This window comes from Arthrobacter sp. 05L421 (assembly GCF_056397785.1).
Genome location: NZ_JBFTOC010000013.1, coordinates 20,895 through 33,367 on the forward strand (window position 1 = coordinate 20,895; position 12,473 = coordinate 33,367).

At 66.5% G+C, this 12,473-nt stretch carries 11 protein-coding genes; 4 read left to right on the forward strand and 7 right to left on the reverse strand.

Annotation, left to right across the window (positions count from 1 at the left end; genetic code table 11):
* Both AC1DKQ_RS15145 and AC1DKQ_RS15150 read right to left on the reverse strand, forming a co-directional pair.
* Positions 1-960 (reverse strand): ABC transporter substrate-binding protein, encoded by a 960-nt coding sequence (locus tag AC1DKQ_RS15145; RefSeq protein ID WP_476885293.1) that lies wholly within the window; start codon positions 958-960, stop codon positions 1-3.
* Positions 960-2,273, reverse strand: coding sequence for an alpha-hydroxy acid oxidase (locus AC1DKQ_RS15150; protein WP_476885292.1), 1,314 nt, complete (start codon positions 2,271-2,273; stop codon positions 960-962). The genes AC1DKQ_RS15145 and AC1DKQ_RS15150 overlap by 1 nt, the downstream gene beginning before the upstream one ends.
* Positions 2,274-2,415: 142 nt before the next feature.
* Here AC1DKQ_RS15150 and AC1DKQ_RS15155 point away from each other — a divergent pair, with 142 nt between their 5' ends.
* Positions 2,416-4,089, forward strand: coding sequence for a PucR family transcriptional regulator (locus tag AC1DKQ_RS15155; protein ID WP_476885291.1), 1,674 nt, complete (start codon positions 2,416-2,418; stop codon positions 4,087-4,089).
* An 89-nt stretch (positions 4,090-4,178) separates the two neighbouring features.
* Here AC1DKQ_RS15155 and AC1DKQ_RS15160 read toward each other — a convergent pair whose 3' ends face one another.
* From AC1DKQ_RS15160 to AC1DKQ_RS15180, 5 genes are all read right to left on the reverse strand, one after another.
* Positions 4,179-5,300, reverse strand: a complete 1,122-nt coding sequence (locus AC1DKQ_RS15160) for an NAD(P)/FAD-dependent oxidoreductase (RefSeq protein WP_476885290.1) — start codon at positions 5,298-5,300, stop codon at positions 4,179-4,181.
* Between the two features lie 48 nt (positions 5,301-5,348).
* Positions 5,349-6,404 (reverse strand): Gfo/Idh/MocA family protein, encoded by a 1,056-nt coding sequence (locus tag AC1DKQ_RS15165; protein ID WP_476885289.1) that lies wholly within the window; start codon positions 6,402-6,404, stop codon positions 5,349-5,351.
* On the reverse strand, positions 6,404-7,204 hold the full coding sequence (locus AC1DKQ_RS15170) for an amino acid ABC transporter ATP-binding protein (RefSeq protein WP_476885288.1): 801 nt from the start codon (positions 7,202-7,204) through the stop codon (positions 6,404-6,406). Before AC1DKQ_RS15170 ends, AC1DKQ_RS15165 begins: the two co-directional genes overlap by 1 nt.
* Positions 7,201-7,989, reverse strand: coding sequence for an amino acid ABC transporter permease (locus AC1DKQ_RS15175; RefSeq protein WP_476885287.1), 789 nt, complete (start codon positions 7,987-7,989; stop codon positions 7,201-7,203). Before AC1DKQ_RS15175 ends, AC1DKQ_RS15170 begins: the two co-directional genes overlap by 4 nt.
* Before the next feature lie 120 nt (positions 7,990-8,109).
* A complete protein-coding gene (locus AC1DKQ_RS15180; RefSeq protein WP_476885369.1) occupies positions 8,110-8,955 on the reverse strand; it encodes an ABC transporter substrate-binding protein in 846 nt (281 codons plus the stop codon).
* A gap of 205 nt (positions 8,956-9,160) precedes the next feature.
* On the opposite strand from AC1DKQ_RS15180, the gene AC1DKQ_RS15185 reads away from it, so the two are divergent.
* From AC1DKQ_RS15185 to AC1DKQ_RS15195, 3 genes are all read left to right on the forward strand, one after another.
* Positions 9,161-10,243 carry a LacI family DNA-binding transcriptional regulator gene (locus AC1DKQ_RS15185; RefSeq protein ID WP_476885286.1) on the forward strand — a complete coding sequence of 361 codons (1,083 nt, stop codon included), beginning with the start codon at positions 9,161-9,163 and terminating at the stop codon, positions 10,241-10,243.
* A gap of 139 nt (positions 10,244-10,382) precedes the next feature.
* Positions 10,383-11,678, forward strand: coding sequence for a cation:proton antiporter domain-containing protein (locus AC1DKQ_RS15190; protein WP_476885285.1), 1,296 nt, complete (start codon positions 10,383-10,385; stop codon positions 11,676-11,678).
* Positions 11,679-12,020: 342 nt separating this feature from the next.
* Positions 12,021-12,224, forward strand: coding sequence for a hypothetical protein (locus tag AC1DKQ_RS15195; protein WP_476885284.1), 204 nt, complete (start codon positions 12,021-12,023; stop codon positions 12,222-12,224).
* Positions 12,225-12,473: the final 249 nt, after the last annotated feature.

Sequence of the window (12,473 nt, forward strand, 5' to 3'; positions counted from 1 at the left end):
CTATTGGGCGAAATTGACGCGGGCGTCGGTGATGGCGCTGGATTCAAGGCCGTACTTCCCGAGGACCTTGAGGTAGGAGTCACTCTTGATGACTTCGGAGAGTGCGGTGGAGACGGATTTCACCAGGCCTGAGTCCTTGGGAATGCCCACACCGACCGGCGTGAAGTCATATTTTGAGGCGATCTCGATCTGGGGATTCTGCGTCGCAGCGAAGTTCAGAATCGGTGAATCCGCCAGCACGGCGTCCAGCCGCCCGCTGGACAGGGCCGAGATGGCCTGCCGCGTGTCCTGGAACTCGCTTCTCTGAATCGTTTCCTTACCGCCCGCGGCGCAGGCTTTGTCGTAGTCGGGGACGTTGACCGTGAGCTGGTAGGACCCGGTCAGGAGGCCGACCTTCTTCCCGCACAGGGCGTGTTGATCGGTGATCCCGTGCGGGTTCCCCTGGGCCACGGCAATGGAGTTGCCCATTTGCATGTAGTCGACGAAGTCCAGGACCTCCATCCGCTTTTCCGTGGGAGTCATGGAGGAGACGGTCATGTCGTACCGGCCCGCGGCCATCCCCGGGATGATGGAGTCGAAATTGGCCACCTGGATCTCCACCTTCACGCCCAGGGCCTGGCCGAGGAGGCGGGCGATGTCCGGGTTGGTCCCGGTCATGTCCTGGGTTCCCTCACGGTAGAACTGTGTCGGCGGCTCGTTGGTGGGAATGGCAACGCGCAGGACCTTCGTGGATTTGATCGGTTCCGGGAGCAACGCGGCCGCGGCATCGTTGACCGCGAGGGCAGGGACCCCGGTGCCGTTCCCGCCGGAGTCGCCCGACGGCGTCGACGGTGTCGACTGTGAGGCGGCGGTGCTTGGCGCGCACGCGGTGGCTGCGAGCAGGAGCGCCGCAATGGCCATGACGGCGGGGATGCCGCGGTGAATGCGCTTCGCGGGAGCGGGTGCTGTGCGGGTTGTCATCAGGGGGTCCTCAGATCGGAGTAGGCCAGCTGGGCCGGGGGATGTTGGGCAGAGGGAATATCGGTGGGAAGAGTGCGGGCGAAAGCCTCGCTGCGGTGGCGGATCAGGTCCCGGCCCTCGTCGCGCAGCTCCTGGATGGTGGACACTCCGAGCAGCATCATGGTGCGCGTCATTTCCGCCGCCAGCAGCTTCAGGACATGGGCAACGCCTGCCTGGCCAGCGGCAGCAAGCCCGTACAGGTAGGGGCGGCCGATCGAGCAGGCGTCGGCGCCGAGGGCAAGGGCCTTGACGACGTCGGAGCCGCGGCGGATGCCGCCGTCGACGATGATTTCAACCCGTCCGGCCGTCGCCTCGACGATTTCGGGCAGTACGTCCAGGGCCGAGGCCATGTGGTCCAGTTGCCTGCCGCCGTGGTTGCTGATCTGGATGGCGTCGATGCCGATCTCGGCTGCCAGGACGGCGTCCCTGGGGTTGACCAGGCCTTTAAGAATGATGGAACCATTCCACCGCTCCCTCAGGTCCCGGATGTCGTCCCAGTCCGTCGGTTCGTAGGATCCCGCCAGGAGCGTCCGCCACATGTCGGGGGTGCTGGAGAGCGGGCCTTCGGGGATTTCCGCGTCCAGGTTCGGGAAGGCGATCGCGTCGTTGGCAAGGAAGCCTAGGGCCCAGCGGGGGTGCAGCGCCCCTTCGATGACGGTTTTGGGCTTGATGGACGGCGGCGCGGTGAACCCGTTGCGGTAGTCGCGTTCCCGGTGGCCGATGGCGCGGCAGTCGACATTGACCACAAGCGCCTCGTACCCGGCGTTCGAGACCCGGTCCAGGACAGCCTGCAGGAGGCCTTTGTCGGCCGTCGGCTCGAGGTTGAACCACCGCCGCAGCCCCGGGGCGGCGGCGCTGACATGCTCCATGGTGGTGGTGCTCAGGTGTGCCAGCCCGTAGGGAACGCCAGCCCCAAAGGCCGCGCGGGCCACCGCCGTTTCGCCGTCAGGGTGGAACAACCTGGTGCCGCCGGTTGGGGACAGGGTCAGCGGCATAGCGACCGCGCCGCCCAGGAGAGTGGAGCTGAGGTCCAGGTGCTCCACCGATCCCCACTTCGGGAGGAAGGCCCAGTCATCAAAGGACACCCGGTTGCGCCGCAGGGAGACCTCGTCCTCCCCGCCGCCCTCGATGTAGTCGAACACGCTGCCGGGAAGGCGCTTGGCGGCCAATTTCCGCATGTCCTCAACGCTGTAGCACCGCCGCTGCAGCCGCTCCGCCACCGTCCGGGCCGGCCCTTGAACTGCAGCCAGTGACTTGATGTCTTTGATTCTCATTTCGCGTCCTTCTGTGTCTTGCGTGGATGTCCTGCGTGGAATCTTCGGTCAACTGCGTCCCTCAATGGTGACGAAGATCTCACCCCGCCTACATGTTGATTCCTCCAAAAGAATCGATTTTGACCTGTGATATCGTCCACACATGGATGCAGGGGAACAGGCCGGTATTGAGCTCGGCCAGAACGCTGCAGCGGTGCGGTTGTCGGACTGCATCCAGCTGATGCAGGCCGATCTGGTGCATGCCAATCCCGCGCCGGACAACCTCGCGCATGCCGTCTCGGACGTGCTCATGTATGACCCGATGGACGAATGGACCAGCATCGAGGACCGGATCATCCTGGCCGTCGGACTCAGGTGTGACTCGCCGGACTTTGACCAGCTGCTGCACCGGGCGTCCAACAGCAACGCGGCCGCAGTGATCGTCAAGGCGCACGGGGCGTCCCTGGACGATCTCCGGTCCGCCGCGGTCCGCCACAGCCTCGCCGTCCTGGTCGCACCGGACAACGCGGATTGGACGCGGCTGGTGGCACTGGCCCGGGCGTCGGTCATGGGTGCGGCCGTGGATTCCGTCTCCGGGGTCCGGCTGGGGGATCTCTACGCCTTCGCCAACGCCGCCGCGTCCATCACCAGCGGCGCAGCAAGCATCGTGGACCCGCTCGGACGCGTGCTTGGCTATTCGACCCTGCCGGGCCAGCCCATCGACGAGTTGCGCCGCGTCACCACGCTCTCCCTGCAGGAGATTACGCCTCCTGCCTTCGACGCGGATTTCAAGATCGTCTATGCGTCCGGGAGTGCGGTGCTGATCCCGGCAGCGGATGATGAGATGGCCCGCCTAGCCCTTGCCGTGAGGGCCGGCGGTGAGCTGCTTGGCTCGATCTGGATTATCGATCCCGGCGAGAGCAAACGGGAAGCTGCCCTGGAGGCGCTCACCAGGATGGCGCCGCTGGCAGGGCTGCACATGCTCCATGCCCGTTCGGCGTCCGATTTTGGCGAACGGCGGAACGGGGACTTGATTCGAACGCTGATGGACGACACCGTCCACGCGTCTTTTGCCGCCGCCCAGCTCGGGCTCGATGCCACCGCGGGGCTCGCGGTCGCGGCTTTTTCGATCAACCGCCCGGAATCCGGGAGCCTGGAGTCGGTGCGTGAAATTCACCGGCTGCTGCACCTTGTCACAACGGTTTGCAACATCCAGTTCAAGACGAGCCACACCGCCCTCATTGGCTCGGTGGTCTACGCCCTTCTGCCCTGCGGGGGACGCAGCCCCAGGGCCGCGCACCGGCGCGTAGCCAGTGAGATCGGGGCGTACGCGCACACAATCAGCTCCTATCCGATCATTGCCGCCGTCGGCGGCATCGCACCCCGGCTGGAGGACCTCCCTCGATCCAGGGCTGAAGCTTTGCAAACGCAGCAATATCTGCTCCACCGGCACACGGCGGTGCCGGCAGAGACTGGGGGCTCTGCCGCCGGGCTTTTCGAGGACCACCGAATCCCGCTGAACCTCTTGAAAGTCGGGTCCTTCATCGACGACAACGGGCTAGCGGATCTCGACGACATCGCCAGGATCCAGGCCCACGACGCCGAGCAGCAGACCGACTATCTGGAGACCCTGCGGGCCTACCTGACGTCGAACGGAAATATCTCCGCGATGGCCGCACGACTCCACGTGCACAACAACACCGTCCGCTACCGGGTGGGACGCCTGGCCAAGGATTTTGACCTCGACCTCGACGACCCGCAGCAGCGGCTCTGGCTCTGGCTGCGCCTGACAACCATGGACCTGGCCCCGGAGGCTGCGCCGACGGCGCCGGAGTAGGTACAGGACACTGCCAGAGCCAAAAAGTCGGGGCAGGCGGGGCCGGTGATCACCGGTCCCGCCTGCCCCGAAGGCTAATTTGGCTCTGCCTACGAGAAGCGCCCCGGCCGGAATGTGGCCAGCATCGGGTGCTTGGCGCCAGTCATGATCTCGCCCGCGAGGAGTTCGCCCGCGATGAGTCCAAGCGTGGCGCCCGAGTGTGTGAAGGCAACGAAGCAGCCGGGCACCTGGCCGAGTTCTCCGAGGACCGGCTCGCCGTCGCCCGGGATGGGCTTGTAGCCGATCTTCCAGGAGGCCGGTTTGAGGTCGGGGTTGCCGGCAAGGAGCTTGGATGCTTCATCGGCGAGCTCCTGGACCACATCATCGGGGATGCTGAAGGAGCCGTCGGCGTGTTCGGTGATGCTCTCCTCGTACCAGTCGTGATCCAGGGCAAGTCTGTTCCCGGGGTTGGGCCGGACGGCGGCCCGCGGGGTGTTCAGCACGGCCTTCAGCCCGTGGTCCACGGGTTTGGTCAGCACCAGCATGGAGACCGGGGAACCGTTGGGGATCTCGACGCCGAGGGGCGCGACGACGGCGGGCGTTGCCGCGCCGCACGCCACCAGTACAGCGTCCGCCCCATAGGTTTCGCCGGCGGCCGTCTCGACGCCGGTGGCCCGGCCGCCGTCGACCGTAACGGACACCTTGCCGGCGTTGAGGACCAGTTCGCCGCCCAGGGCGTCGAATTCCTCCATGAGGAAATCCACGAGATCGGGCAGGCTGACCCAGCCCTCACCGGGGTTGAAGATGGCGTTCTCCGGCACGGCGTCCGGATCGATGCCGGGGGTGGCGGAGGCAATCAGTTCCGGCGCCAGGAGCTTGGAGTCGTAACCGATGGATTTCTCGTAGGCATGGCGGGCTTCGGTGGCGGAGGCTTCTCCGGCGGCGTTCCACATGAGGCCGCCGCCGAACTGCAGCCAGTCCCGGTCCGGGTCGGCGGCAAAGAGGGTGCGGTAGCGGTCTACGCCGGCAACCCGGAGCTGGTGGTACGGGGTGGAGCGTTCCCCGGCGGAATTCAGCCACGACAGTGATCGGCCGCTGGCCTCGCTGGCCAGGCCGCGCTCGGTCAGGAGGACCACAGAGGCGCCGTCGCGGAGCAGGTGGACGGCGGTGGAAACTCCGAGGATGCCGCCGCCGATGATGGCGACGCGTTTGGTTGAGGCGGTGGAGGACATATGAACTCGCTTTCTCAGGAATGGATGGTGCACGCGCGGAGCCGAAATTCAGGCGAGGGCGTGGATTTCTTCGATGATCTTCAGGACGTCCATGGACTGTGAGGCAGTTACCGGTAGCGGGCCCTCGCCACGGAGGGCAGTCGCGAGCTCGGCATAGAACAACGGATAGGCACCGGGAACAGGTGCGATGGGCTGCCGGTCTCCGCTGACACCCAAGGTCCCCCAATGGGTTTGGGGCTCGACGCCGTAGCCCGGGTCCGTGGGCAGCATGCCCGCCGCGAGCGCCTGTTCCTGGCCGTCCAGCCCCCACTTCGTGTAGCCGGCGTCGGAGCCCAGGACGTGGAAGCGCGGACCAACCTGCGCTGCCATCCCGTTCATCCACAGCCGTGACCGGACCCCGGATTCGTGGAGCAGGGACACGAAAGCCTCGGTGTCGGCTCCGTCCGGATCCGGGCCGTGGTTGGCGGTCTCCCCGTAGCTTGCCGCCACCGGGCCAAAGAGCTGGATGGCCTGGTCGATCAGATGGGCACCGAGGTCGTTGAGGATGCCGCCGCCCGCGGCGGCCGCCGCGGTGTCCCGCCAGTTCCCGAAGCCCTCCGGCCGCCACCACTCAAAGCGGGATTCGAAGGTGCGGACCTCACCCAGCGCGCCAGCGCCAATGAGTTCCTGGAGCGTCAGGAAGTCGGCATCCCACCGGCGGTTCTGAAATACCGTGAGCTGCACGCCGGCGTCGGACGCCCGGGACATGAGCTCCCTGCCGTGGGCCGATGACGTCACAAACGGTTTGTCTACCACCACATGGAGGCCGTGGGCGATGGCTGTGGCCGCCAAGTCGAAATGCGTCACCGGCGGCGTACCGAGGACCACGAGGTCCAGGTCACCGGCGTGGGCAAACAGGGCCTCCGGGGTCGGGACGATCCGGGCCGTCGGGTAGAGCTTCGCCGCCGCCGCGACGCGGTCCGGATCCGCCGTGACAATAACGTCCAGCGAGTAGTCGGGATCCGCCGCAATCAGCGGCGTGTGGAAGACCTTGCCCGAGATTCCGAACCCGACGACGGCGGTGCGGATCGGTGCAGCTACGGTGTTTCCCTTCGGGGTCTCCATCAGAGCACTTCCGAGAGGAAGCGCTGGAGGCGTTCGCTTTGGGGGTTGTCGAAGAGGTCGGAGGGCGTGCCGGACTCGACAACTTCGCCTTCGTCCATGAAGACAACTTGGTCGGCGACTTTGCGGGCGAATCCCATCTCGTGGGTGACCACCAGCATGGTCATGCCGCGCCGGCCCAGGCCTGCCATGAGGTTCAGCACGCCCTTGACCAGTTCCGGGTCCAGTGCGCTGGTGGCCTCGTCGAAGAGCATGACCTCCGGTTCCATGGCCAGGGCACGGGCGATCGCCACGCGCTGCTGCTGTCCGCCGGAGAGGTCCCGGGGCCGGTGGTCGGCGCGTTCGGCGAGGCCGACCTCGGCGAGGCGGCGCTGGGCGCGTTCCCTGGCCTCGGCCTTGGGCATCCCCTTGACGCTCCAGAGGGCCAGGGCCACGTTCTCGAGGGCGGTGTGGTCCGGGAAGAGGTTGAAGTGCTGGAACACCATGCCGATGCGGGCGCGCAGGAGGTCCGGTTTGACCTGCAGTGCGCTTTCGCCGGCGAGGAGCACGTCCCCGCTCTTGGGCTCATGCAGACGGTTGACGCCGCGAAGGAGGGTTGACTTGCCGGAGCCGGAGGGCCCGATGATGCAGGTGGTGGTGCCTGGGGCGACGGTCAGGCTGACGTTGCGCAGCACCTCGATGTCGCCGTAGGCCATGGTCAGGTTTTTCAGTTCCAGGCTGGAGCCGTGGAAGGTCTCGATGTCCGGGACTGTGTTGTTGGTGTTGCTGGCGCTGGCGCTTGCGGTGTTGCTTGCGAGGCTCATGTGTTGCTCCCGGTGGTCAGCGGTGAGGCCGCGTCGAGTTCTTTGAGTTCCTTCAGCCCGCTGCTGGGCGCCGCGGGGCGCCGCCGTCCGGTGCGGAAGCGGTTGTCGAAATAGTTGACCAGGTGGGTCAGGGGAACCGTGATCGCCAGGTAGAAGATGCCGGCCATGACCAGGGGCGAGAGGTTGCCGGAGAGGACTGCGGCGTCCTGGCCCACGCGGAAGAGTTCCCGTTCGCTGACCAGCAGGCCCAGGAAGTAGACCAGCGAGGAATCCTTGACGATCGCGATGAACTGGTTCACCAGCGCCGGCAGGACCCGGCGGACACCCTGCGGGACCACCACCAGGGCCATGGACTTGGCGTAACTCATGCCCAGTGCGCGGCAGGCCTCACCCTGGCCTTTGTCGACGCTCTGGATACCGGCGCGGAAGATTTCGCCGATGTAGGCGCTGGCGATCAGGCTCAGGGCGATGATCCCCAAGGGGTAGGGCGAGGGGCCGAAGATCGACTGGCTAATGCGGGCGAAGCCCTGGCCAATCAGCAGGATGGTGAGGATGGCCGGGAGTCCTCGGAATAGGTCTGTGTAGATCCGGGCCGGGACGCGGAGCCATCGCGAAGGGGATATCCCCATCACCGCGACCACCATGCCGAGAGCAACGCCGATAATCGTTGCTGCAATGGAGATGATGAGGGTGTTGAGGAGACCGACTCCCAGAAGCTGGGGCAGGACCTCGGCCATTGCGCCGAGGTCGAAGAAAGTGCGGGTGATGGTGCTTAACCAGTCCATGGTTGCTCTCAGACGTAGGTAGCTTGTGGATCCCGGGCGGGCCGCGCTGTGCGGCCCGCCCGGTCATGTGGCAGTCGGGCCAGGTGCCGGACGTGTGCCTTACGGTGCTTGCGGGGCCGTTTACTTGCTGGGCGTCGGGCTTGCCGTCTGCTCGGCCTTCGGCAGGTACTGCTCGGGCATCGGGGATCCCGGGAACCACTTCTGGTACAGCTTCTTCCAGGTGCCGTCCTCCATGGCTGCGGCCAGGCCCTTGTTGAGGGCATCCTTGAAGGCGGTCTTCCCCTTTGCCACGGCGAAGCCGGCGGGAGCATCGAATGACGGGATGTCCGCGGCGCTGACCAGTCCGTACTGGTCCCGATAGGCCTTCGCGGCCTCGTAATCCAGGAAGTGGGCATCGACGGATCCGCTGTTCACCGCGGAGATTGCGGTGTTGTTGTCCGGGAAGCGCACCAGGTTCGCGGAGGTGAAGTTCTTGACGGCGTAGGCCTCCTGCAATGTTCCCTGCACGACGCCGAGGCGCTTCCCGCCGAGCCCGTCGGCGCTGGAGATGCCCGACGTCGGCTTGGTGATGACGGTCAGGTAGCCGGCCAGGTAGCCGTCGGAGAAGTCGACAGTCTGCTTGCGCTTGTCTGTGATACCGATCGCCGCAACACCGGCGTCGAACTGGCCGTTAGAGACGGCCGCCAGCAGGCCGGAGAAGTCCTGTCCGGTGAAGACGACCTTGTCGACTCCGGCGCGGTGGGCGACGTCTTTGAAGAGTTCGACGTCGAAGCCAGTGAAGTTGCCCTGGGCGTCGGCGAAGGTATAGGGCTTCGAATCACCCAGGCTGGCAACGCGGATGGTGCCGGCCTCAATGAGGCCGTAGGGGTTGTCCGCCGGCGCGGATGAGGCGGACGAGCTGCCACCGCAGCCGGACAGTGCCAGCACCGCGGCAACAGCAGCGGCGATGAGCGCCGCTGGGCGCATTTTGTTTCCTGTGTTCACAGCGTTTCCAATCGTGGGAGTGAGGGGCGGGGCAGGCGGGCAGTGGGCCCCATGATGCGGGACTTTGTCGATGGGTGTCTTGCTGAGTCCGGTCTCAGTCCCTAGGATTGAGACCGGACTCACATCGATTGCTAGAAATGTAATCGAAGCCACATGAGGCGTCAAGGGTCCGCTACGAAAGGCCGTAATGAATAGTGATGCTTCCCGGCGCCGCGACGTCACTGTCGCCGACGTCGCAAAAGCCGCCCAGGTCTCCAAGGCCCAGGCCGCCCGCGCCCTGGGCAACTACGGTGCCGTGAGCGACGACGTGCGTGAGCGGGTGCTGGCTGCCGCCGAAGAACTGGAGTACCGGCCCAACGAGCTCGCCCGGAGCATGAACACGGGGAAATCGCACACCATCGGGGTGGTGGTCGGCGACATCGAAAACCCCCATTTCGGCCTGGCCACACGGGGCATTACGGACACCGCCAAGCGCAGTGGCTTCAACGTCATCCTTATCAACACTGACGAGGACACCGAGGCTGAAATCGACGCTGTCAGGGTGCTCCTCGACAAGCGCGTTGACGGCCTGATCGTGGCGCCGGCGTCCTCCGTGGAAACGCAACATTTACGGCGCGTTCACGAATCCGGCCGTCCACTGGTCCTTCTGGACCGCAAGGCGTCAGGGCTCGACGTCGATACCGTGGCGGTGGACATGGAGGACATCTCCCATGAATCCACCAGCTATTTACTCAAGTCCGGCCACCGGAGGATCGCATTCGTCTCCACGCTCAAGACAGCCGGGCCGTACCACGACGGCATGCAGTTGGACTCGTCCCAGATTTCGGACCGCCGCGACGGCATGAAACGGGCGTTCGATGAGGCGGGACTGGACCTGCCGGACGATCTGATCCGCCTCAACGCCGGCGACGACGAGTCGATCAAGAAGATCATCCGAGAGCTGGTGCAGCGCCCGGACCCGGCGACGGCGATCATCGCCTCCGACGGGTTGATCGGTCTCAGCGTGGTCGAAGCGATCCACGAGCTTGGACTCTCGATTCCGGATGATGTTTCCTTCCTCATGTATGACGACTTCGCCTGGACGCGCCTGACCACTCCCCCGCTCACGGTCATCGCGCAGCCGGTCTATGACATGGGCGTTGCGTCCGCGTCGGCCTTGATCCGGCAGATCGAAGGCCGCAAGGCACCGGCGGCGGCACCTATATTCACGGCCGCGCTGATCCGCCGCGGCTCGGTCTCGGCTCCGCGGGCGGTCCGTGACGACACCTGACACCTACTCCGTCCGCGGCGGTTCCTGGCCCGTAGGGGCTTTGGACACGGGCCCGGGGCGGCCCACCCCGCCTAAAATTGGGCATGGCCGGTTCCGACACATTCGAAGCGGGGCCCACGGAAGCGAGCACAGTTCCGTCATGGAACTGACGGTGGTCGTCCTTGTCACCGGTGCCCTGTTCGCGTGGGCGCTGGTTTCGGTGCGGCTGGAGCAGGCGGACCTGACCGCTCCTATTGTGTTCACCGCACTCGGCGCGGCCCTGGCCTGGTTCGGGCTGGTCGACGGCTCCGCTCCCCCGGCGGTTACCACCCCGATTGTCGAGGTCACCTTGGTCTGGGTGCTCTTCTCCGACGCCGCCCGCCTGCCGCTCCAGCAGTTGCGCCGGGACGTGGGCCGCTATGTGCGGCTGCTGGGAGTCGGTCTGCCCCTGACGATTGTGTTCGGGTGGGCCCTGGCCGCCTGGTTCTTCCCCCACTTCGGGCTGTGGCTGGCCCTCCTGGTAGGTGCGGCGCTGGCCCCTACGGACGCAGCACTCGGGCTCCCCGTGGTGACGAACCCGGCGGTGCCGTCCCGGATCCGCCAGCTAATCACGGTCGAGAGCGGCCTCAACGACGGCATCGCCACCCCGGTGGTCATGCTCGCGATCGCCGGCGCGGCTGCCGCGGCAGGCCTGGAGAGTGCCGAAGGTCCGGGCAGCGCCGCCGTCGAGCTGTTCATCGGCGCAGGTGTCGGCGCGGCGGCCGGCGCCGCCGGCGGATGGCTGCTGCAGCTTGCCCGCCGGCGCGGGACCGCCGCCGAGGACTTCGCCGGCATCGGCGTCCTGGCCCTGAGCCTGCTCGCCTACAGCGCCGCCCTCGCCGTGGGCGGCAACGGATTTGTCGCCGCGTTCTGCGCCGGGCTGGCGTTCGGCACGTGCGCCGGTCAACGGGGGCCGGCTGAACTCGTCTTCGTCGAGCAGATGAGCGGGCTGGTGTCACTGCTCGTGTGGCTGGCCTTCGGTGCCATCACCGTGCCGATCATGCTTGCGCACTCAGTCCCTCTGACCATCGCGTATGCCGTGGTCAGCCTCACGGTGGTGCGCATGCTGCCGGTGGCGCTGGCCTCGATTGGTGCCGGCCTCGACCGGGCCACCGTCCTCTTCGTGGGCTGGTTCGGCCCCCGGGGCCTGGCTTCCCTCGTGTTCGCGCTGCTGGCGCTGGAAGCCCTGGGACCAGTGTCCGATCAGGCTGTGGCCGTCATCGCTGCCACCGTACTGCTCAGCGTCCTGGCCCATGGCTTCAGCGCCGCGCCCTTGGCCGCCCGCTACGGACGGGCCGCCACGGCAGCCGGACCGGAGCCAGGCGGGCCGGTGCCTGTCACACCCGCTCCCGCCCGGGGCCTGAGCCGCAAGCACACGCTCACCCCGCGTCTTTGGCCCAAGCGGGCCCGCCCCTAGGCACGGGACCCGGGCGTCGGCGTCGCCGTTCGCGTCACGCCGCACGGCTGTGATGAGTCTCACGCACGATTTTCGCCATCTGGCTTGAGCCGCCCGCAAGGCGCTGTGCACTATGGAAAGGCAAGGCGGGGAACGAGGTTGCCCGCCGACGCAGCCCTGATGTTCGCTCCGACGCTACGCGTCAGTGAACTTGGGGCACCCATCCTGGTGGACGCAATGAGGCCAAACCGGTGAGCTCAATAGAGCTGCCCAAGGTCTCAGGCGTTCCTGGTTTGGCCCCACGGCGGCTCCGCATCGGTGCGGCAGCCGGACCTCCGGATTCATGAATGGAAGCACTGAACAATGACGTTTGAAACTGCCAACTCTGTAACCCACAAGCTCTGGGACCGCTCCACCATGCACCACGAGCTGGACGCCCTGATCCACGAGCACTCCGAGCGCCACAACACCTCCAAGAGCAACATCGCGGTCCACGCCAGCGGCCCGAACACCTTCACGCTCAGCCTGAACCACGGGGCAGCCAACCTTGAGGCAGTTTCCTCCTAGCACACACAACGACGACGGCGGGAGCCACCTCCCGCCGTCGTCCGTGGTTAACGGCCCCCGCGGTACCGCGTGACGGTGCCCGCGCCGCGCACGGCGGCTTATCCGCTGCATGGTTGGCCGCGCTGGCCGACAGGGTTACACCCAGAAGATCAGGCTCCACCAGGCCGCTTCACGGAGACCGCCGCCGACTAAGCTCTGTCCGGTGTCAGCAGTCCTCCCGGGCGCAGGCATTTCCTCGGCCGCGCGGTG